The sequence below is a fragment of the Agromyces lapidis genome (assembly GCF_009749405.1).
In the GTDB taxonomy this organism is placed as follows: domain Bacteria; phylum Actinomycetota; class Actinomycetes; order Actinomycetales; family Microbacteriaceae; genus Agromyces; species Agromyces lapidis.
This window is the reverse complement of sequence record NZ_WBIQ01000005.1, coordinates 389,967-410,822: the sequence shown is the minus strand read 5'-3', so window position 1 is coordinate 410,822 and position 20,856 is coordinate 389,967. Positions and strand designations below refer to the sequence as shown.

The following is a 20,856-nucleotide window of genomic DNA, read 5'->3' as shown; positions in this document are numbered from 1 at the left end:
GGCGCAGTATGACCAGGAGCCAAGCGGCGAAGCCCTTCGAGATCATGACGATGGGGCGGGTCGGCATCGACCTCTACCCCCTGCAGGACGGGGTGCACCTCGAGGATGTCGACACCTTCTCGAAGTCCGTCGGCGGCAGTGCGACCAACGTCGCGATCGCGGCGGCCCGCCACGGGCGCACGGCGGCCGTGATCACGCGCACCGGAGACGACGCCTTCGGCCGCTACATCCGGCGCGAACTGGACGGCTTCGGAGTGGAGACCGCGTACGTCGGCACCATCGGCGCCCTGCAGACCCCGATCACCTTCTGCGAGATCTTCCCGCCCGACCACTTCCCGCTGACGTTCTACCGCAGCCCGAAGGCGCCCGACCTCGAGATCGCGGCCGAGAGCCTTCCGCTCGACGCGATCCGCGACGCCGGCGTCTTCTGGGCGACCGTGACCGGGCTCAGCGCAGAACCGAGCCGCGCCGCCCACCACGCCGCTTGGGCGGCGCGCGGACGGCGGCCGCTCACGATCCTCGATCTCGACTACCGGCCGATGTTCTGGGCGTCGCCCGACGAAGCACGTCGCGAGGTCGGCCGCGCACTCGACCAGGTCACCGTCGCCGTCGGCAACCAGGAGGAGTGCGAGATCGCCGTCGGCGAGCGCGACCCGCACCGGGCCGCCGATGCGCTGCTCGACCGCGGGGTCGAGCTCGCCGTCGTCAAGCGCGGGCCCGACGGCGTACTCGCGAAGACCCGTGACGAGACGATCGAGGCCCCGAGCTTCCCGGTCGACGTCGTGAACGGGCTCGGCGCGGGCGACGGCTTCGGCGGCGCCCTCTGCCACGGGCTGCTCGCCGGGTGGCCCCTCGAACGCGCGATCGCCTTCGCCAACGTCGCCGGAGCGATCGTCGCATCCCGCCGCGAGTGCTCGACGGCGATGCCCACCACCGCCGAGGTCGAGGCGCGACACGCCGCCGGCCCCGCGACGAGCCTGACGGAGGGGGCATCCGATGTCGCACGGTGACCGATACCTCGACGCCGACCGGTTCGCGCAGTTGCGCGAACTGCGCGCGTCGGGCCCCGCGGCGATCGCCGAGGCCCACACCTCCCGCACCCGCCGGCCGTTGCTCGCCGACGACGGGCGCTTGTTCATCCTCGCCGCCGACCACCCGGCCCGCGGAGCCCTCGGGGTCGGCGACGAGCCGATGGCGATGGCGGATCGCTACGAACTGCTCGACCGGATCGCCCTCGCGCTCTCACGACCCGGTGTCGACGGCGTGCTCGGCACACCCGACATCATCGACGACCTGGCCCTGCTGGGGCTCCTCGACGGCAAGGTCGTCGTCGGCTCGATGAACCGCGGAGGCCTCCGCGGGGCGAGCTTCGAGCTCGACGACCGGTTCACGGCGTACGACGTCGACGGCATCGTGCGCGACCGGCTCGATTTCGCGAAGGCGCTCGTGCGCATCGACCTCGACGACCCCGCGACCGCGGCGACGATCGAAGCGACGGCGAGGGCAGTGACGGATGCCTCGGCGGCGAAGCTTCCCATCATGCTCGAGCCGTTCATGAGCACCCGGCAGGGCGGCCGCGTCGTGAACGACCTCGGCACCGACGCCGTCATCACGTCGGTGGCGATCGCCGCAGGTCTCGGGTCGAGCTCGGCGTGCACCTGGATGAAGCTGCCCGTCGTCGACGACATGGAGCGCGTGATGGCGGCGACCACGCTGCCGACGCTGCTGCTCGGCGGCGAGCGCACCGACGACCCCGATGCCGCCTACGCGAGCTGGCGCGATGCGCTCTCGCTGCCGGGAGTGCGCGGCCTGGTCGTCGGGCGCACCCTGCTCTATCCGCCCGATCACGATGTGCAGCGCGCCGTCGACACCGCGGCCGCGCTCGTGCACGACGCCTGACGCACCGACCTGCCCGAGGAGGACGAGAGATGAGCAACGACGCCCGGTGGTTCCATCCGCACGGCTCGCTCGCCCGCGACGGCTGGAGCGTCGTCGTCGACGGCTCGCTCCCCGGATGGCACCGCACGGGCCTTCGGGTCGCGGAGCTCGGGGACCACGGCGACGCCGGTCTCGAACTGCGGGCCGGTGACGTCGAGCGCCAGCTCGTGCCGCTCGCGGGCGGCGGCGTGCACGTCGACGTCGTCGAGCCCGACGGCTCGACGCACGCGTTCGACCTCGTCGGCCGCGACTCGGTGTTCGACGGCCCGACCGACACCCTCTACCTCCCGGTCGGTGCGAGCGCCGTCGTCCGCGGCGCCGGACGGCTCGCCGTCGCCGAGGCACCGGCGACCACGAGGCATCCGCTGCGCCTGATCGATCGCGACGAGGCGCCGGTCGAGCTGCGCGGGCGCGGTCAGGCGAGCCGGCAGGTGCACGACCTCGGCACGCCCGCGGTGATGGCGGCCGAGCGCCTCATCGTGTGCGAGGTCATCACGCCCGCAGGAAACTGGTCGTCGTACCCGCCGCACAAGCACGACGAAGAGGTGCCCGGCATCGAGTCGCAGCTCGAGGAGATCTATTACTTCGAGGCGGCGGCGACGTGCGCGGATGCCTCGCGGCCGGCCCCGGTTCCCCCGAGCGGCGCCGCTCAACCGTTCGCCCTGTTCTCCGCGTCATCCTCGTCGGTGACCGAGATCGCGGTCGACGAGCGCGTCACGACCGGCGACGTCGCCCTGCTGCCCGGCGGCTACCATGGGCCGGCCGCGGCCGCCCCCGGCTACGACCTGTACTACCTCAATGTCATGGCGGGCCCCGGCGAGCGCGTGTGGCGCATCACCGACGAGCCCGCCCACGCCTGGGTGCGCGACGCCTGGGTCGACGAAGTCGTCGACCCACGACTGCCGTACCCGACCGCCATGAACCCACCTGCCGCGAACCAGCCCGCAAACCAGCCCGCAACGAACGAAGGACCCCAGCAGTGACCACGAAGCGCATGACCGTCGGCCAGGCCCTCGTCGAGTTCCTGGCGCACCAGTGGACCGTCGACGGCGACGTCCGCGAGCGCACGATCCCGGGTGTGATCGGCATCTTCGGGCACGGCAACGTCGCCGGGCTCGGCCAGGCGCTCATGGAGTCGAACACCGCCGACCCCGAGCTCATGCCGTACTACCAGGCGCGCAACGAGCAGGCGATGGTGCACCAGTCGGTCGGCTACGCGCGCATGCGGCGCCGCCGCGCGACGTTCGCGAGCACCGCGTCGGTCGGACCGGGCGCCGCGAACATGCTCACGGGCGCCGCCCTCGCGACGAGCAACCGGCTGCCGGCGCTGCTGCTGCCGAGCGACACCTTCGCGACCCGAGTCGCCGACCCCGTGCTGCAGCAGCTCGAACTGCCGCACGACACGAGCGTGCAGGTGACCGATGCGTTCCGTCCGCTGTCGCGGTTCTTCGACCGGGTCGAGCGGCCCGAGCAGCTGTTCTCGATCGCCCTCGCGGCGATGCGCGTGCTCATCGACCCCGCCGAGACGGGCGCCGTGACGATCGCGCTGCCAGAAGACGTGCAAGCCGAGGCGATCGACGTGCCGCTCGCGTTCCTGGCCGACCGCGAGTGGCATGTGCGCCGGCCCGTGCCCGAGGCCGGCCCGCTCGAGCGTGCGGTCGCCGCGATCCGGACGGCGAAGGCGCCGTTCATCGTCGCCGGCGGCGGGGTCCTCTATTCGGGCGCCGAAGACGTGCTTCGCGCGCTCGTCGAGAAGACCGGCATCCCCGTCGGCACGACGCAGGCGGGCGGAGGCTCGCTGCCCTGGGACCACCCGGCGTACCTCGGCGCCGTCGGCGCGACCGGCACGACCGCTGCGAACCGGCTCGCCGCCGAGGCCGACCTCGTGATCGGCGTCGGCACGCGCTACAGCGACTTCACGACCGCGAGTCGCTCGGCCTTCCAGCACCCCGACGTGAAGTTCGTGAACCTCAATGTCGCGAGCTTCGACGCCTACAAGCACGGCACGCAACTGCCGCTCATCGCCGACGCCCGCGAGGGGCTTTCGGCCCTGGCCCGGTCGCTCTCGGGTTACCGGGTGAGCGATGGGCTGCGCGAGCGCATGGCCCGTGAGAAGGCCGAATGGGATGCCGCGGTCGACGCCGCGTTCGTGCCGTCTGGCCGCGAGCGGCCGAGCCAGGCCGAGATCATCGGCGCCGTGCAGTCCGCGAGCGACCCCCGCGATGTGGTCGTGCAGGCCGCCGGATCACTGCCGGGCGACCTGCACCGGATGTGGCGCGTTCGCGACCCGCTCGGCTACCACGTCGAGTACGCGTTCTCGTGCATGGGCTACGAGATCGCGGGCGGCCTCGGCGTGCGCCGCGCGGCGCCCGACCGCGACGTCATCGTCATGGTCGGCGACGGCTCGTACCTCATGCTGCACACCGAGCTCGTGACCGCGGTCGCCGAGGGGCAGAAGCTCATCGTCGTGCTCGTGCAGAACCAGGGCTTCGCCTCGATCGGCAACCTCTCGGAGTCGGTCGGCTCGCAGCGCTTCGGCACCCGGTACCGGCAGTACGACGAGGCGGCACGCAACTTCCAGGACGGTGCGGTGCTGCCCGTCGACCTCGCCGCCAACGCACGCAGCTACGGCGTCGACGTCATCGAGATCACGCCGGGCCCCGACGTGATCTCCGACCTCGGCCGCGCGATGGCGACGGCGAAGGCGTCGGTGACGACGACGCTCATCCACGTCGAGAGCGACCCGCTGCTCGGCGGCCCCGACGGCGGCGGCTGGTGGGACGTGCCCGTGTCGGAGGTCTCGTCGACGCCGAGCATCCAGGAGGCGCGTTCCGAGTACGAGGAGGCACGCACGGCGCAGCGGCCGTTGCTCGGCTGAGCCCCCGCGCTCAGCCGTGCGCGCCGACGGGTTGCCGATCGACCTCGCCCGCGGCATCCGGGGCGAAGACGGTCAGCCGGCTGGCGGCCCAGACGAGCGCACCCGACGCGAGCGCGGCGGCGAGCAGGCCGACCACGTGCAGCACGAGTGACGGCAGCCCGTGCTGGGGCAGCAGGAAGCCGTACGGCACCCAGCCGTCGGTGACGCCGCGCACGAGGACGACGGCGAGCCACGCGACCGGATACGGCAGCACGAGCCACAGCCGGTGCCAGGGCAGCGCCGAGCGATCGGCGACGAGCACCCAGTCGAGCACGACGGCGATCGGGAACACGACGTGGAGCACGGTGCTCACCCACGGCGGTGCCGAACCGGTGCCCGGCACGAGCAGGTTGTAGACGAGCGCGACGACGATGAGGCAGGCGACCGCGACGCCTCGAACGGTGGAGAGCCAGCCGGGCACGACGCGACCGGCGACGACCGCCGTGCCCGTGCCGATCAGCACGAGACTGGTCAGCAGGCTCGTCTGGTTCGTGAAGTAGCCGAAGAAGTCGAACGGGTTGCCGTCGCTCGCCGCGATGCGCAGGGCGTACGCGTACGCGAGTACCGCGATGCAGAGCGCGCCCGCGACGATCCGACCCCACGCGATCGCGCGCACCGCGCTCGGCGGCATTCGGCTCGCGGTCATGCGGGCCAGCCTAGCGAGCCCCGTCGAGCCGGCTCGCGGAGGCTTCAGGGGCAGTGGTCGACGAGGTCGTAGTGCACGCCGCCGATCGCGGCGGACTCGACGCCGGCAATCTCGTAGACGACCCGGATTCCCTCGGCGTGGCCCGGGGCATCACCACGTTCGACGACGACCGCGACCGACAGCGGCGCGCCCTCGCTCACCTTCGCTCCCTGCGCCGGCACTCGCGATTCCAGTTCAGGAATCGCCGGCGGGTACTCCGCCGCCATGATCCCTCCTTGGTTCGAGATCACGTACGACTCGACGACCGACAGCCCGTCGGCGCGAATGAGCTGCACGTCGCGCACGATGAGGTCGCCCGCCGTGGTCGGGAGCACGTCGCCGATGAAAAGCCTGCCACCTGCCTCGACCGGGGCGCAGAGCTCACTGCCCCGACTCATCGGAAACGCGGACGCATCGCCCGCCTCGGCCGGGCTGCACCCCGACAGCGCCACCGCGACCGCCGCACCCACCACTACCGCGATCGATCGCTTCATCATCGTGCTCCAACCTCATCGTCGAGACCATCGAAGTGGTGAAACGTTAGCGTCACCGTGACCGGAGAGACCAGCGAAACTTTCCTCACGAACGGCGGGGCGCCGCCACTCACCGATCGACGAGCGTCACCTCGAACGAGTACCGGTCGGGCCGGTAGCAGTGCTGGCCGAACTCGACGGCGACCCCCGAGTTGTCGAAGGCGGTGCGCGACATCGTGAGCACCGGCGCCCCACGCGAGAGATCGAGCAGCTCGGCCTCGCCGGCGGTCGCGGCACGGGCGCCGATGCGCTGCTTGGCGACCCGCATCGTCACGCCACGGGCCCGCAGCAGCTGGTAGAGCCCGTGCTTCTCGAGCGACTCCTCATCGAGGTCGATGAACGGCTCGGGCAGCACGTTGTCGAGAATCGCGAGCGGCACGCCGTCGGCGCTGCGAAGGCGCCTGATGTGCAGCACGGGGCTGCCGAGCTCGACGCCGAGCGCCTCGGCGACCCGATCGTCGGCGGTACCGTGCTCGACGGCGAGCACGGTCGTCTCGGGCGTCTGGCCCGATCGCTCGAGGTCCTCGTAGAGGCTCGTCAGCTCGACGTTGCGGGTGACCTTGCCGTGCACGACCTGCGTGCCGATGCCCCGCCGGCGCACGAGCAGGCCCTGGTCGACGAGCTCCTGGATGGCGCGGCGAATCGTCGGGCGGCTGAGCCCGAGCCGTGCCGCCAGCGCGACCTCGTTCTCGAGGCGCGACCCCGCGGGCAGGGTCTCGTCGCGAATGGCCTGCTCGAGCCGGCTCGAGATCTGGTAGTACAGCGGAACGGGCCCGGAGCGGTCGAGATCGAGGAACAGCTCGACGGGAAGTCGCTGCTCGGGGAGCTGGGCCATCATTACTCCAGTTGTTCGGTTGTTCTGACAGTAGACGGTCGACGGCGCCCTGGGCTCACCCGCGACCGGGGGGTCATTCGGCGCGTCGTCGGAACGTCTCGATCCGCGCTGCACCCATCTCGAACGTCGCGAGGTCGACCCCGTGCTCGAGCACCGCGCCGGTGAGATCGGTGCGATCCCACACGCCGGCGGCCCGTGCGGCGAGCGGCGCAGCCGCACCCCGGTAGTTCACGAAGCGCGCCTCGAGCACGGCCTCGCCCGAGGCATCCGTCACCGTGCGCAGCGATTCGAGCACGACGTCGCCGCCGACCTCGACGACCGCACCGTCGGGCAGATCGTCGGCGGCCCCGGCCGCCCCTCCGGCACCCGCGACCCCGCCCACGACCGCCGGCCCGCCGCGCGTTCCGCGCACGACCTCGGGCTCGGTGCGGAGCAGCTCGGCCCAGCGCGCGGCACCCGACTCGGCCCATCCGGCCGCCGACGGAAGCACGGCGAACGAGGTGCGCACGCGCGTGCCGAGATACTGGGCGCCGGGCACCTCGAACTGGGCGCCCGCGGGCTCGTCGCGCAGCGGGTGCACGTTCACGCTCATCATGCCGACCGCGCGCACGAGCGTGAGCGCGATGGCGTCGTCACCCGAGCGCTCATCGGCGACGACCTCGTACTCCGAGTGCTTCGTGACGAGCACGCTCGTACGGCCGGCGTGCACGAAGCGCGCGACCGGGTAGGTCGGGAGCGGGAACTCGCCCCAGCCGCCCTCGCCGTCCCGACCGCGCTCGGTCACGACGTACTGGCCGGCGGCCGACGATCCGGGCAGGTCGCGCTCGACCGTCGGCACGAGCACGCGCAGGCGGTGGTCGGCGGCGGCGTTCACGAAGTCGACGTCGACCCGCAGCATCGGCTCGCCCTCGCGCAGTTCGAGCACGGTGTCGACGACCAGCGGTACGGATGCCTCGGAGCGGGTGTCGGGATCACGGGCGTCGAGCCGCGCGGGCACGGCGTAGCGGCGTCGCACGCGCAGACGGCCGCGCAGCGGCCCGGCCTCGAGCACCGAGATCTCGACCTCGTCTGGGTCCGTGACGGCCGACGCCGAGGCGACCGGGCCGTAGTTGTACGAGTCGCCGCGGTCGCCCTCGTCGACGAGGCGCAGCGCATCGCGCAGGACGGTGCCGTCGGCCGCCTCGATGGTGACGTTGCCGCGCTCGTCGACGGTGGCCGTGAGCTGCCGATTGGCGAGCGTGCGGTCGCCGACCGTCACGGGATCGGCGGTCGCGGTCGCCGTCGTCGGGTCGAGTTCCGCGAGCGCGACGCCGCCGACGTCGACGCCGACGAGGGCGACGCGTCGCGGGTCGGCGATGATCTCGACGCGCCAGGTGCGCTCACCCGACGGGTCGGAGGCGATGCGGCGCTCGAGCTCCTCGGTGAACGCGGCGAGGTCGAAGTCGCCGACGGGCGCCTCCGCGACCTGGAAGCGCACCCCCTCGTCGGTGAAGGTCCAGTCGTTGATGAGCTGGCCGAAGAGCTCGCGCCCGTGGATGCGGGCGAGCAGCTTGCGCAGCTCGCGGGTCGGCATGGTCTCGTCGCCGAGCACCTCGGGCAGCGCGTCGAGCAGCTGCACGCCGCTGCCGAGCTCGAGCCGGGCCGGGTCGTGCAGGCGGATCTCGACATGGGCGCGGCGGGCGAACCCGGTCGGGTTGGCGACGACGTGCCGGTCGGGCGTGGTCGAGGCGGCGATGCGCTCCATCGTGCGCAGCCCGACGCCCCGCGCGACGTGGGCGGCGGTCGCGAGCCGGCCCTCGACCTCGTTCGCGGTCGCGTCGACGCCGCAGCCGGTCACCGAGTCGTGCGCGGTCGACTCGACGAGGCGATACCACGCCGTGTCGAAGAACGCGCGGTGGTCGTCGGAGCCGAACGCGGCGTCGAGCCGCTCGGCGACGCTCAATCGGCGCTCGGCGTCGGCCATCGCCTGCTTCAGGTTGGTGCGGATCGAGAAGACGCCCGGCAGCAGGTTCCCCCGCGCGTGTGAGCGCAGTTCGCCCTCGACGACGGGGAGTCCGGCGAGCGCGTCGTCGTCGCCCGCGGCCCACTCGGGCGCGACCCGGCGCACGTAGCCCTCGGCGGTGTCGACGGTGAGCACGACGCGACCGGCGTCGGCGCGTCCGCCGTCGCCGGCATCGCCGTTCGCCGCCGCCACGACCTGCATGAGGTCGGCCGGCGGTGCGCTGTGGTCGGTGCCGAGCATCCCGAGGATCGGCTCGGAGCCGTACCGGCTCGCGACCTGGTCGCGGTACTCGCGCACGAGCCCGTCGAGCTGGCCGGGCAGCGCGAACAGGTCGAGGGCGTTGCCGTAGCCGTCCATGAGGTACTCGGCGCGCACCGTCGACCCATCTGGGGCCACCCACGCGAAGGCGTGCGAGTCGATCCGGGCGGGCACGCCCCGCCACATCATCGCGTCGCGCACGCCGAACCCGCGAAGCAGCTGCGGCATCTGCGCCGAGTGCCCGAACATGTCGGGCAGGTAGCCGAGCCGCATCTCGGGGCCGAGGCTGCGACTCGACCGCAGGCCGAGTTCGAGGTTGCGCACGATCGTCTCGCCGTCGCAGAGGAACTCGTCGAGCAGGATCAGGAACGGGCCCACCGCGAGCTGTCCCCGTTCGACCGCCGACGCGACGCGCTCACGCTGCTCGGGCCGCATCTCGAGGTAGTCGTCGACCGCGGCGGCCTGCCCGTCGAGCGTGAAGCGGTACCCCGGGTTCTGCTCGAGCGTGTCGAGCAGGCGGTCGACCATGTGCACGAGCCGCAGCCGGAACACGTCGTGCGGCTCGTACCACTCTCGGTCCCAGTGCGTGTGCGGCACGATCACGAGTTCGTCGGGGGTCTCCATGGGTGGCTCCAGAGTGAAGTGGGAAGGGTGCAGGGAAGGAAGGCGATCAGCGTGTTCAGGCGCAGAGCGCCATGATGCTCCGGTCGGCGAGCAGGAGCGCGAACGGCCCGTCGGCCGGGTCGGCCGAGAACGACTCGCGCGCCGACCGCACCGAGCGGCGGCGGCCGAAGCCGTCGACGAGTACGAGGCCCTCGGCGTCGACCGCCATGACCTCGTCGCCGAGCCGCACGAGTGCGGGCGCCCGCATCAGCTCGGGCATGAGCGCGGCACCGTCGAGATGGGCGCTGCCCGTGATGGCGGTCCGACCGGCGCGCACGCCCTCGAGGATGGCCTCGGCCGAGGCGTCCTCGGCGGCGACCCAGGTCGTCGGGGTGCCCGGCCGCTGCGGCTCCTCGAGCATGTGCACATCGCTGCCGCCGAGCAGGGTCGCGCCCGCCGGCCAGGTGCGGAACCATGCGAACGGCGCCGTCGAGATCAGTTCGCGGTACCAGGTCGCGTGCCACAGCTCGACGGCGGCCGGGCGCCGCTCGAGGCGGTGCAGCCAGGAGCAGTCGCCCGAGATGGGGTGGTTGATGCTCAGCGTTCCGCCGCGACGCTCGACCTCGTCGACCCAGTGCTGCGCGGGCTCCCGGAAGTCGATCCAGCCGATGTCGCCGAACGCATTCGCGTGCCCGCGGTGGGTCGTCACCTCCTGGCCGGGCAGCAACGTGATTCCGTGCTTCGCGCCCTCGCCCGGCAGGTGGGCGTGGTGGCTCACCGTGTTGTGGTCGGTCACGGCCATGAAGTCGAGGCCGGATGCCACGCCCAGCGCCGCGAGCCCGCCGATCGGGAGGCGCCCGTCGGAGTGGATCGTGTGCCCGTGGAAGTCGCCCGCGAACCAGGTGAGGCCCGGCTCGGCCGGGAGCGCGCGGTCGCTGCCGCGCACCGCACGGGCGACGGGCGCCGACTCGGGCACGGGCGGCACCGGGCGCGAGGCGGGCATCGTGATCTCGACCTCGACGGCGACCCCCGCGCTCGGCACCCGGTGCAGGCCGAGCACGACGTTCCACTCCCCCGGCTCGGGGACGCCGGGCAGGTAGCCCGGCGTGGCATCCGTCGCGGTGATGAGGTATTCGGTGCGTGCGCCGCCCGACCAGCCGCGCCATCCGCCCGCGCCGACGCAGCCGAGGTCGATGCCCGACTCGCTCGGGTCGAAGCGGATGACGACCTCGAGCGAGTCGGTGCCCGGCGGCACCTCGAACGGCACGTTCAGGTAGCGCTGCTCGTTCTGGAGCTCGACCGTGACCGGGATCGTGCGGCGGATCGTGGTCACCGCGTCAGCCGATGCGCTCGGTCGACTCGGCGTCGAACAGCAGGGTCTTCGAGCCCGTCGGCACGACGAAGCCACGGTCACCCGGGGCGGGCTCGTGGTCCTCGGGCACGACGACCTGCAGCTTGTGGCCGTCGACGTTCACCGCGATGAGCACGCTCGCGCCGAGGTTCTCGACGACGCTGACCTCGGCGGCGATCGCGCCCGGCTCCTCGGTCGTGGTCCAGCGCAGGTACTCGGGGCGCACGCCCCAGACGACCGCCTGGCCCTCGCGCACGTGGTCCTCGGTGCCGGGCGGCAGCGCCGTCGAGACACCGTCGCCGATCGCGATGGAGCCGGCCGACACGGTCGCCGGCACGAGGTTCATCGGGTTCGACCCGATGAACCCGGCGACGAAGGTGTTGTTCGGGCGCTGGAACACCTCGCGCGGCGTGCCGATCTGCTGCAGCTTGCCGGCCTTCATGACCGCGATGCGGTCGGCGAGCGCGAGCGCCTCGGCCTGGTCGTGCGTGACGAACACCGTCGTGACGCCGAGGTCGCGCTGCAGTTCCTTGAGGAAGGTGCGCGCCTCGAGCCGCAGGCGGGCGTCGAGGTTCGAGAGCGGCTCGTCGAGCAGCAGCACGTCGGGCCGTGTCGCGACCGCGCGAGCGAGGGCGACGCGCTGCTGCTGGCCGCCCGAGAGCTGGCCGGGGCGGCGCTCGATCAACCCCTGCAGGCTGAGCCCGTCGCCGACCCTCTCGGCCGTCGCCCGGCGCTCGTCGCGCTTCACACGCTTGATGCGCAGCGGGTAGGCGATGTTGTCGGCGACGTCCATGTGCGGGAACAGCGCGTAGTCCTGGAAGACCATCGCAACGCCGCGGGCACCGGGCTCGGCGTCCGTGACATCCCGGTCGCCGATGATGAGCTGCCCCGACGAGATCGCCTCGAGGCCCGCGATCGAGCGGAGCAGGGTGGTCTTGCCGCAGCCGGAGGGGCCGAGCAGGGCGAAGAACTCGCCGTCGATGATCTCGACGTCGACCTCGTCGACGCCGCGCACCCCGCCGGGGTACTCCTTGACGAGTCGGGTGGCGTTGATACCGGCCATCAGGACTTGATACCTCCATGGAAGCGGAACCCGTAGCGACGGTTCACGACGAAGTAGATGATGAGGACGGGAGCGGAGAACAGCAGGGCGAAGGCCGAGATGAGCCGGAGGTCGGCCTGTCCGCTCTCGGTGTAGAAGGTGTACATGAGCACGGCCGCCGGCTGGAGGTCGGGGCTGCGCAGCAGGATGAACGGGACCAGGAAGTTGCCCCACACCTGCACGATCGTCCAGATCGCGATGAACGCGAGGCCCGGGCGGGCGATCGGCACGACCACGTCGCGGAGGATGCGGAACGGCCCGGCGCCGTACAGTCGCGCCGACTCCTCGTAGGACTTCGGGATGGAGTCCATGAAGTCCTTGAGGATGAAGATGACGGTCGGCAGGATTCCGCCGGCGAGCACGAGCAGCACGCCGGTGTAGGTGTTGATGAGCCCGAGCGACGTGATGATCTGGAACGTGGGCACCATCGCGGCGGTGCCGGTCACGATCGACGAGAGCAGCAGCAGCCCGTAGAGGATGCCGTCGCGCCCCGGGATGCGGATGCGGCTCATCGCGTAGGCGGCGAGCGCGCCGAGCACGACGACGATGATCATCGTGCCGATGCCGAGGAGCAGCGAGTTGCCGATCGAGCGCATGGCGTACGGGTTCTGGAAGAGGCGAGCGAAGTTGTCGAGCGTCCAGTCGGGCCACTGGAGCGAGAGCGACGGCGTCGCGTCGAAGGGCGCGAGCACGAGCCACACGAGCGGCAGCGCGAACAGCAGGCCGACGATCGTGAGCACGAGGCCGAAGGCGACACGGGCGAGGTAGTGCCGGACGGACGTGTTCGCCGCGACCTTGCGCACGGTTGCGGTGGTGGCGGTCATGCCTTCTTCCTTCCTCTCGACACGCGGATGTAGGCGAGCGCGATGACGAGGTTGATGAGCAGCATGATGAGCGAGATCGCCGCGCCGAGGCCGAGCTGGCCGCCGGGGATCGCGGTCTCGTAGATGTACACCGAGAGGATCTCGGTCTTGCCGTTCGGGCCGCCCGCCGTCACGAGGTAGGGCGTGAAGGTGTTGAACGTCCACAGCGTGATGAGCAGGGTGTTCGTGAGGATGTGGCCCTTGATGTTCGGGATGATCACGTCGCGCAGCTGCTGCCAGCCCGACGCGCCGACCATCTTCGCGCTCTCGATCTGCGAGGGCGGCACGGCGCTGAGCGCCGAGGAGAACAGCTGCATCGAGAAGGCGGTGCCCACCCAGATGTTGAAGAGGATGATCGCCTCCATCGGGTGCTCGATCAGCCACGCATAGCCGTCGGTGCCGAGGAGGCCGTTGAGCGTTCCCGAGCGCCGATCCATGAGCACGAGCCACAGGAACGAGGCGACCGAGGCCGGGATCACCCAGGCGGCGAGCACGAGGCCCTCGATGAGCGCCTTCACCCAGCCGTGGATGTTGCGCACCGACCAGGCGAGCGCGAAGCCGATGAGCGTCTGGCCGACGATGCCCGAGGCGACCACGAAGACGAGGGTCAACCAGAGCGAGTTCCAGAACGACGGGTCCGTGAGCGCCTCGACGTAGTTGTCGAGGCCGACGAACTCGGGCGACGCGGCCTGCAGGCCCGTCAGCCGGTAGTCGGTCATGCCGAGCCAGATGGTCCAGATCGCCGGGAACAGGAGGAACAGGCCGATGAGGATCAGGGCGGGGGCGACGAAGATCCCGGCGCGGGCCGTGCCCAGGCCCGCGACGTCGTCGGCCCGCCGCCGGCGGGGAGCGATCGCGCTCCCCGCCGGCGTCGTGGTGGTGCTAGTGGACATCAGTCACCCGAGACCGCGTCGTCGCCGACGATGTCCTTGAGGGAGTCGACGTAACTCGCGAGCGCGTCGTCCACGCTCGTGCCCGAGACGACGTCGAGGCTGGCCTGCTGCATGGCCGTCGACACCTGCGGGTACGCCGCGAGCGGCGGACGGTAGGCGGTGATCGGCAGGACCTCTTCGCTCACGTAGGTCAGCATCGGGTCCTCGGCGAGGATCTCGTCGTTGACGTCGGTACGCGGGGTGATCGAGATCGTGCCCTCGTTGCGGGCCTCGTAGGCCTCCTTCGAGTTCATGAACGCGAGCAGCTCCCAGGCGAGCTCAGGGTGGTCGCTGTTCGGGTTGAGCACGCGGCCCGTGCCGCCCGACATCGACACGAAGTCCTGGCCGTTGATGCCGTCGCCCGGCTCCATCGCGGGGATCTTGGTGTAGCCGACGACCTCGTCGCGGTTCGCCATCGGCGCGGTTCCGACGCCCTCCTCGGGGTTGATCACGCTGCGCCAGAAGTAGTCGCCCTCGAGAAGGATGCCGATCTGGTTCGCGGCGAACATCTGGAACGAGGTGTCGCGGCCGGCCGCCTCCTGCTGGAGCACGGCGTCGCCGAGCTTCTCGTCGACGTAGATCGTCTTGTACAGGTCGAGCACGTCGCGCATGCCGTCGGTGTCGCCGACCCACTTGTCGTCCTCGTAGACCTGCTCACCGGTGCCGACGAGCGCCGGAAGCATGCCCTGCATGGTCGTCGCCTCGCCCATCGCGGTGCCCGCGTTGAGCTGGATCGGGGTCACGCCGTCGAGCTTCTTCAGCGCCTCCCCGGCCTCGAGCACGTCGTCCCAGCTCTCGGGCTGCCAGTCGGCCGGGAGCCCGGCCTGCTCGAACAGGTCCTTGTTGTAGTAGAGCACACGGCCGTCGGCACCCTGCGGCACGCCGTAGCGGTCGCCGTCGAACGACACCGCGTTCTGCACGGCCTCGGGGATCTGGTCCCAGCCCTCCCAGCCGTCGACCGCGTCGCCGCCGACGTCGCTGAGCGGCTTGATGTAGCCGGCCTCGGCGAACTCGCCGACCCAGATGCCGTCCATGCCGATGATGTCGGCGCCCTCACCCGACTGCAGGTCGAGCGCGATCTTCGTCTTGTAGTTCTCGTCGTCGACGCCCTGCGGCTCGAACTCGACGGTGACGTCCTTGCCCTCGTCCTCCATCGCGGCTTCGAAGTTCGGGATCACCCAGTCGGTGACCCAGTCGGCCTCGGCCGCGTTCTTGCCGCCGGTGATGGCGTTCGCCGTGATGGTGAGGGTGACGGGCCCGTTCTCGTCCTCGCCCGAGTCACCGGAGCATCCGGTGAACACGAGTGCTCCGGCCGCGGCGAGTGCGATCGCCGCGACGGTCTTGCGCCTGCTGTGATGGATCATCTTCGACCTCTCTCTGGTACGCCGCCGGCAGGGTGACCGGCGGTCGGGTGGTGCTGTCGGGTTCGGTGCGTGCGTCCCGAGCGCGTGCGCTCAGGGGTACGAGGCGGATGCCTCGCTGCCGGCGTCGATCGGCGTGCCGAGTGCCTCGGCGAGGGCGCGGAGCATCCGCTGGCCCACGACGATGTCGGCGGCGCCCTCGTCGACGGAGGGCCCCGGTGCCGGGAGCCCGGCGACGAGCGCCGCGAAGGCGCGGAGCTCGTGCTCGAACGCCTCCTCCTGCATCCAGCGGGTCTCGGAGCGGCGGGCGCCGAGCCGGTCGGCGTTCTCGACGACGGTGAGCACGGTCGGCACGTTGAGCACGTACGGCACCGCGAAGACGAGCGAGATGCTGCCCTCCTCGTGGTGGAAGGTGACGGTCTCGCGGTACTCGGGGTACTTCGGGATGAAGTGCCAGTCGACCGACCACTGCACGTCGGCGTGCTCCGCGAGGGCGCCGCCGAGGCTCAGCGAGCCGGGGAACCCGCCCGTGTGGCGGGCGCGGTCGACCGTGCCGATGCCGCCGACCACGTGCCGGAGAAGGCCCGTGTCGTGCACGATCGAGCCGAGCACCACGTTCGTGTAGAGCTTGGGCAGGTCGCCGGCTGCGTCGCCGATCGCGGTCTCGACCGCAGCGTCGGTGGCCGCCGAGAGCGCGGCGACGAGGTCGGCGGGAACGTCGGTCGGCGGTGCCTGCAGGTTCGCGAAGGCGAGCTGGGCGCCGTCGGCGGGATGCAGCACCTCGACCGTCACCGCGCGCAGCTCGACGCGCTCGAGGAGGGCCTTCGCCTCGGCGGTGGCCGGGTCGTGCTCCTTCATGTAGCCGACCCGCACCCAGTCGGCGAGGTCGACGCCGCGCTCGTCGGCGACGGCGCGCAGCACCTCCACCTCGGCGAGCGAGAACGCGAGCGGCTTCTCGGCGAGCACGCGGATTCCGGCACCGACGAGCTTCGCGACGTCGGGGGCGTGGGAACCGCTGGTCGCGAGGATCGCGCCGTCGACGGCGACCTCGCCCGCCGTGACGGCCGCGATGAGCGCGTCGATCGAGTCGAACGCGGCGACGCCGGCGCCCGAGGCGGCGGCCATGCCGTGCGCCCGCGAGGGCGAGAGGTCGACGACGGCGGTGAGCGCGATGCGGTCGGCGTTGCGACGGATGAGCGGCAGGTGCACGCTCTGGCTGATCGCGCCGAGCCCGATGACCGCGAGGTTCACGCGCTCGTGGGCCGTCGCATCCGCCTGTTCGCCCGTGCGGTCGGGTGCGTCGAAGCCGGTCATGCGAACCACCGCCGGAGACGCTCGCGGTTGGCGACCTGATCGGTGCGGGCGCGGTCGACGTCGGCCGCGTCCTGCAGGATCACGTCCTGCTCGACGACCAGCCAGCCGTCGTAGCCGGAGTCGACGATCTCGTCGACGATGCGGTCGACGTCGAGGTCGCCCTCGCCGAGCGCGACGAACATCCGGCGCTGCCAGACGTCGCGCATGGGGTCATCGGAGCCCTCGGCGGCGGCGAGCACGGATCGGTCGGCGTCCTTGAGATGCACGTGGTTGATGCGGCCCGCCCAGCGCGCGAAGTCGGCGACCGGGTCGCCGCCGCCGATGAGCAGGTGGCCGGTGTCGAAGGTCAGATCGATGTCGGTGTCGGCGAGCAGCCGGTCGATCTCACGCGGGGTCTCGACGTAGGTGCAGGCGTGGTGGTGGAAGGTGGGTTCGAGACCCGCGGCGCGGGTCTCGTCGGCCACGCGCTGCACGCGGGCGGCGAAGCGGGCCCAACGCTCGTCGTCGAGTTCGAGCTCGGGTGCCCCGCCGGGGCGGGCCTTCCGCTCGGCGGCTCCGGAGTCGGCGATCGTGGGCTTCGGCGCGAAGGTGCCGGCCGGTGCCGCAGCGGCCGCAGCGGCGAACAGGTCGAGCACGGGTGCGAGCCCGGCGAACGATGCGTCGAACTCGTCGTCGGCGGCGGCGAAGGGCAGATCGACCCAACCGCCGGCGAGGGCGAGGCCGTGCCGCCCGAGGAGCTCGGGAAGGGTGTCGCGGTCGCCGAACAGGCCGACGGGGCCCAGATCGATGCCTTCGTAGCCCGCCTCGGCGACCCAGGCGGCGAGCTGATCGCCGTCGGGCAGCGGCACGAGACCGGGGATGGACAGTTCGAAGACGCCGTAGCTGACTGGGGCGTTCGCTGTTCGGATCAACCGAGCTTCCTCTCGACCTGGAGGACGCCACTGCGCGTCTTCCGAGAACTCAAGATACTAGGTTCTGACATATTTACAAGTCGGGTGACATTCGTCGCCGAACATGCGAACACCCGGCCCTCGCGAGGAGGGCCGGGTGTTCGGTGCGGCGTCGGCTCAGCCCTTGCCCGGCCGAGTCGCCTCGATCGGGAAGCTCCATGCGTTCACGCCGTCCCCGGTGCCCGAGTCGATGCCGTCCTGCTCCGCGTACGACACGAGGATCCTGGCGTCATCGGCGAGCGCGGCCCGCGTGGCGGCGTCGAGCGGGATGGTCAGCCTGCCCGTGCCGGCGTCGACCGCCTCCTCGAACGAGCCCAGCAGGCGGCCGCTCATGTCGGGCGCCCACGGCGGGGCCGCGCCGTCGGTCGCCGAGCACGCCTCGAAGCCGTACACGTCGCCTGCGCAGCTCGTCGTCCAGACCGGGATGAACGTCGTGTCGCCCTTCCAGAGGAACACGCGCACTGCGCCCGCCTCCTTCGCCGCGTACGAGACGCGCACGTGCTTCTGCTGGATCTTGACGTCCGTGACGTTCAGCGCGTCACTCGGCTGCACCCCCGAGATCGTGCCGCCGCGTGTGGCCGACTGGGCGACCGTCTGCGGCGACTGCACGCCCTGCAGGGCGGTGTCGGGGATGATCGGCGCCGAGGGCTCGGTCGACCGGTCGGCCGGAGGCACGTAGCCGTCGAGGTACGCATGTCCCCAGCGGTACGGCTCCGACTGCTGGCTTCCGAAGGCCGACCACGCCGTACGGGTCTGCCCGATGAAGTCCTGCGTGTCGGAGTCGTACGGCGTGACATTGAGTCCGAGATACGTCGGGTCGACCTCGTTCGCCGCGGCGTCGCCCGACGGGACGGCGCTCGTCGGGCCGGCCGCGGCGGGCAGCGCCGAGAGCGGCACCTTGACCTCGAGCTCGTAGCCGCCACCGGCGTACGTGCCATCGGCCTGGCGAGCCACGTGAACCGCCACCTCGACGCCGACGGCGTTGAGCCCGCCCTCGACGGTCTCGGCGAGCGGACCCGTCGAGAAGCCCTGGTGGTTGTCGGCATCGCGCGACCAGCACGGGCCGTCCTCGCCGTTGCCGTTCGTTCCCTCGGCGTCGTCGGTGAACGGGAACATGCCGAGCTTGAACGTCGACGAGGTGTCGACCGAGTCGCCGCGCGGATCGAGCAGCAGCTCGACCGAGTCGACGAGCCAGTGGCCGAAGCAGCGGTCGGGCGTCGCCGCCGCGCTCGCGATGTCGTCGGTCACGCGGATCTGCGCGTACAGCGCGTCGTCGAACCACCCGAGCTTCGCCAGGCTTCCGTCGCCGCAGTCGACGCCCTCCACGGCGCAGGCTGCGCCCTCCCAGCGGGTGCCGACGTCGACCGCGTCACCGGTGTAGACGTCGTCGGCCGCGCCGTCGATCGCGGGTGCCGAGGCGAGCTCGGGGATCACGACCGTCGGCACGAGGTAGACCGTCTCGTTCTCACTCGACGTTCCCGCGCCCGAGGTCGTCGTCGCGGTGAAGGTCACCGTGCGGCTGCCCGGGTCGGCCGGGTCGGTGTGCGTGACGACGAATTCGACCGTCGTCGTGTCGCCCGGGGCGAGGCCCTCGAACGGCTTCGACGCCGCATCGACGACGAATCCGGCGGGCACCGTCAGCGCGACCTCGCCCGACTCGGTCGCGGCGGTGCGGTTGGTCACCTCGACCGGCACGGTCATGGTCTCGCCCGCGCCGATCTGCGCCACGGCGTTCGAGCGGCCGCCCACGTAGGCGTCGTGATCGCGGGTCCACTGCTCGTACTCGGCCATGTTGCCCCAGCGCTCGAAACGGCCCTCGACGGGCGCGACGAGCGCGACGCGGGTGTCGTTGTACGCCGTGACCTCGCCGTCGAAGGAGGCTGCGAGCTTGGAGACGCCCACGGCGGCGTCCGCCGCCGGGGTGACGGTGAACGTCGCCTCCGAGACATCCTCGTCGCCGATGCCGTCGAGCTCGACGGGCTCGGAGACCTGCCACCCGGCCGGCGCCGTGAGGCTCACCGTGCCGCCGCCGAGCCGGCCCTCGCCGGACCGCGCCGAGACGGTGACCTCGAACGGCTCGCCCGGAGCCTGGTAGTACTCGTCGACCGCGAGCGAGAACTCCGAGCCCAGCGGCATGCCGCCCGGGTCGGCGACGACGGCGCCGTAGAGCACGGCATCGTCGTTCGCGGAGGCCGGTGAGCTGTTCGGCTGCATCGGCACGATCGACTGCGAGGCGCCGTAGCGCTGGCAGCTCGGGTTGACGAGGCCCTTCTCCATCACGCGCGCCTGCGTCGGGTGCGCGCGGCCGCCCTCGCGGCCCACCTGCGCCCACGTCTTGGCGGTGCCGGCCTGCTGGCCCTGCACGTTGCCCTCTGCCCAGGCGTACGGCGAGTCGTAGCCGGTCCAGGTGCCGACGACCGTGAACGGATTCGTCGCGGCCGGAGCGAAGCCCGTGTTGCAGTTCGGCGCCGCGGCGCCGCCCGAACCGGTCGTCAGGCCGCCGGCGAGGATCTTCTTCACCTGCCAGGCGTCGACCGCGCCGGTGCCCTCGAGCTGCTCGGGGAACATCCCGGGATCGGCGGCGGCCGCAGCGGCCTCCCAGATCATGCGGCCCTGCGCGTACTGGTGGTTTCCGTGCCCGGCCGCGAGCGACGGCGTCGAGCCGACGAGGATCTCGGGCTGCGTCTCGCGGATGATGCGCACCGTGCGCCGCAGCGTCTCCTCGGCGTCCCACACCTGTGCGGTCAGCGCCGCCGAGGTGTTGTAGTAGAAGTCGACGCGGTCGAGGTTGAAGATGTCTACCGTGCCCGAGCGGATGTGCGAGGTGCGGTCCTCGTTCTCGCGGCGGACGCCGAGGTCGGGCCCCGCCTCGGGGCCGACCGAGTTCGAGCCGCCTTCGCCGCGCGTGGCCATGATGATGCCGCAGCGCACGCCGTAGAGGTCATTCCACACGCCGCAGGGCGTGGTGAATCCGGCGTCGTCGTCGGGATGGGCCCAGATGCCCATGACGTCGATCTTTCCGCGATCGGTGTCGACGGCGACCGCGGGGTCGCCGACCTCGAGCTTGGTGGCGGCGTCGGCGGGCGCCGCCGGAGCGGCAGCCGCCGTCGCGGCGAGTGCGGTACCGGGCGCCATGAGCACGGCTGCCGCGACCAGCGAGGTCAGCAGTATGGCGTGAGGTCGTTTCATGAGGTCCTCCGTTGGACACTCGG

At 71.6% G+C, this 20,856-nt stretch carries 16 protein-coding genes; 4 read left to right on the top strand and 12 right to left on the bottom strand.

The genetic code is table 11. The features are described 5' to 3' along the window. Positions 1-8: 8 nt before the first annotated feature. From iolC to iolD, 4 genes are read left to right on the top strand one after another with little or no spacing between them, the layout of a single operon-like run. Entirely contained in the window at positions 9-1,010 is a 1,002-nt protein-coding gene (iolC, locus tag GQQ93_RS08900; RefSeq protein WP_157423859.1) for a 5-dehydro-2-deoxygluconokinase, read from the top strand. Further along, entirely contained in the window at positions 997-1,899 is a 903-nt protein-coding gene (locus GQQ93_RS08895; RefSeq protein WP_157423858.1) for a class I fructose-bisphosphate aldolase, read from the top strand. The genes iolC and GQQ93_RS08895 overlap by 14 nt, the downstream gene beginning before the upstream one ends. A gap of 29 nt (positions 1,900-1,928) precedes the next feature. Continuing rightward, a complete protein-coding gene (gene iolB, locus GQQ93_RS08890) occupies positions 1,929-2,921 on the top strand; it encodes a 5-deoxy-glucuronate isomerase (RefSeq protein WP_157423857.1) in 993 nt (330 codons plus the stop codon). 11 nt (positions 2,922-2,932) lie between these two features. Beyond that, positions 2,933-4,816 carry a 3D-(3,5/4)-trihydroxycyclohexane-1,2-dione acylhydrolase (decyclizing) gene (gene iolD / locus GQQ93_RS08885; RefSeq protein WP_157423938.1) on the top strand — a complete coding sequence of 628 codons (1,884 nt, stop codon included), beginning with the start codon at positions 2,933-2,935 and terminating at the stop codon, positions 4,814-4,816. A 10-nt stretch (positions 4,817-4,826) separates the two neighbouring features. On the opposite strand, the gene GQQ93_RS08880 is transcribed toward iolD, so the two are convergent. From GQQ93_RS08880 to GQQ93_RS08825, 12 genes are all read right to left on the bottom strand, one after another. After that, positions 4,827-5,501, bottom strand: a complete 675-nt coding sequence (locus GQQ93_RS08880; RefSeq protein WP_157423856.1) for a Pr6Pr family membrane protein — start codon at positions 5,499-5,501, stop codon at positions 4,827-4,829. A 44-nt stretch (positions 5,502-5,545) separates the two neighbouring features. Continuing rightward, positions 5,546-5,875, bottom strand: coding sequence for a hypothetical protein (locus GQQ93_RS08875; protein WP_157423855.1), 330 nt, complete (start codon positions 5,873-5,875; stop codon positions 5,546-5,548). 268 nt (positions 5,876-6,143) lie between these two features. Continuing rightward, the gene (locus GQQ93_RS08870; protein ID WP_376862689.1) at positions 6,144-6,911 is read right to left on the bottom strand and encodes a GntR family transcriptional regulator; all 768 of its coding nucleotides are present in this window, start codon (positions 6,909-6,911) and stop codon (positions 6,144-6,146) included. A 70-nt stretch (positions 6,912-6,981) separates the two neighbouring features. Continuing rightward, positions 6,982-9,792 carry a glycoside hydrolase family 38 N-terminal domain-containing protein gene (locus GQQ93_RS08865; protein WP_157423854.1) on the bottom strand — a complete coding sequence of 937 codons (2,811 nt, stop codon included), beginning with the start codon at positions 9,790-9,792 and terminating at the stop codon, positions 6,982-6,984. 55 nt (positions 9,793-9,847) lie between these two features. Further along, positions 9,848-11,104 carry a CehA/McbA family metallohydrolase gene (locus tag GQQ93_RS08860; RefSeq protein WP_157423853.1) on the bottom strand — a complete coding sequence of 419 codons (1,257 nt, stop codon included), beginning with the start codon at positions 11,102-11,104 and terminating at the stop codon, positions 9,848-9,850. Positions 11,105-11,108: 4 nt separating this feature from the next. Next, positions 11,109-12,185, bottom strand: a complete 1,077-nt coding sequence (locus GQQ93_RS08855; protein ID WP_157423852.1) for an ABC transporter ATP-binding protein — start codon at positions 12,183-12,185, stop codon at positions 11,109-11,111. Continuing rightward, positions 12,185-13,048, bottom strand: a complete 864-nt coding sequence (locus GQQ93_RS08850) for a carbohydrate ABC transporter permease (protein WP_157423851.1) — start codon at positions 13,046-13,048, stop codon at positions 12,185-12,187. The genes GQQ93_RS08855 and GQQ93_RS08850 overlap by 1 nt, the downstream gene beginning before the upstream one ends. Further along, positions 13,045-13,980: a carbohydrate ABC transporter permease gene (locus GQQ93_RS08845; RefSeq protein WP_157423850.1), complete on the bottom strand. Its 936-nt coding sequence runs from the start codon at positions 13,978-13,980 to the stop codon at positions 13,045-13,047. Before GQQ93_RS08845 ends, GQQ93_RS08850 begins: the two co-directional genes overlap by 4 nt. Then, positions 13,980-15,383, bottom strand: a complete 1,404-nt coding sequence (locus tag GQQ93_RS08840) for an extracellular solute-binding protein (RefSeq protein ID WP_157423849.1) — start codon at positions 15,381-15,383, stop codon at positions 13,980-13,982. The genes GQQ93_RS08845 and GQQ93_RS08840 overlap by 1 nt, the downstream gene beginning before the upstream one ends. A gap of 90 nt (positions 15,384-15,473) precedes the next feature. Then, complete coding sequence (locus GQQ93_RS08835) at positions 15,474-16,694, bottom strand: Gfo/Idh/MocA family protein (protein WP_157423848.1); 1,221 nt, start codon at positions 16,692-16,694, stop codon at positions 15,474-15,476. Then, positions 16,691-17,605 (bottom strand): TIM barrel protein, encoded by a 915-nt coding sequence (locus tag GQQ93_RS08830; RefSeq protein WP_212277287.1) that lies wholly within the window; start codon positions 17,603-17,605, stop codon positions 16,691-16,693. Before GQQ93_RS08830 ends, GQQ93_RS08835 begins: the two co-directional genes overlap by 4 nt. 156 nt (positions 17,606-17,761) lie before the next feature. Then, positions 17,762-20,833 carry an NEW3 domain-containing protein gene (locus GQQ93_RS08825; RefSeq protein WP_157423847.1) on the bottom strand — a complete coding sequence of 1,024 codons (3,072 nt, stop codon included), beginning with the start codon at positions 20,831-20,833 and terminating at the stop codon, positions 17,762-17,764. Positions 20,834-20,856: the final 23 nt, after the last annotated feature.

Excerpts from the sequence above, each read along its gene's own strand:
- GQQ93_RS08880 (WP_157423856.1), bottom strand. The coding sequence starts at position 5,501 with ATGACCGCGAGCCGAATGCCGCCGAGCGCGGTGCGCGCGATCGCGTGG.
- GQQ93_RS08855 (WP_157423852.1), bottom strand. The coding sequence starts at position 12,185 with ATGGCCGGTATCAACGCCACCCGACTCGTCAAGGAGTACCCCGGCGGG.
- iolD (WP_157423938.1), top strand. The coding sequence starts at position 2,933 with ATGACCGTCGGCCAGGCCCTCGTCGAGTTCCTGGCGCACCAGTGGACC.
- iolB (WP_157423857.1), top strand. The coding sequence starts at position 1,929 with ATGAGCAACGACGCCCGGTGGTTCCATCCGCACGGCTCGCTCGCCCGC.
- GQQ93_RS08835 (WP_157423848.1), bottom strand. The coding sequence starts at position 16,694 with ATGACCGGCTTCGACGCACCCGACCGCACGGGCGAACAGGCGGATGCG.
- GQQ93_RS08865 (WP_157423854.1), bottom strand. The coding sequence starts at position 9,792 with ATGGAGACCCCCGACGAACTCGTGATCGTGCCGCACACGCACTGGGAC.
- GQQ93_RS08850 (WP_157423851.1), bottom strand. The coding sequence starts at position 13,048 with ATGACCGCCACCACCGCAACCGTGCGCAAGGTCGCGGCGAACACGTCC.
- GQQ93_RS08870 (WP_376862689.1), bottom strand. The coding sequence starts at position 6,911 with ATGATGGCCCAGCTCCCCGAGCAGCGACTTCCCGTCGAGCTGTTCCTC.
- GQQ93_RS08840 (WP_157423849.1), bottom strand. The coding sequence starts at position 15,383 with ATGATCCATCACAGCAGGCGCAAGACCGTCGCGGCGATCGCACTCGCC.
- GQQ93_RS08825 (WP_157423847.1), bottom strand. The coding sequence starts at position 20,833 with ATGAAACGACCTCACGCCATACTGCTGACCTCGCTGGTCGCGGCAGCC.
- iolC (WP_157423859.1), top strand. The coding sequence starts at position 9 with ATGACCAGGAGCCAAGCGGCGAAGCCCTTCGAGATCATGACGATGGGG.
- GQQ93_RS08845 (WP_157423850.1), bottom strand. The coding sequence starts at position 13,980 with ATGTCCACTAGCACCACCACGACGCCGGCGGGGAGCGCGATCGCTCCC.
- GQQ93_RS08895 (WP_157423858.1), top strand. The coding sequence starts at position 997 with ATGTCGCACGGTGACCGATACCTCGACGCCGACCGGTTCGCGCAGTTG.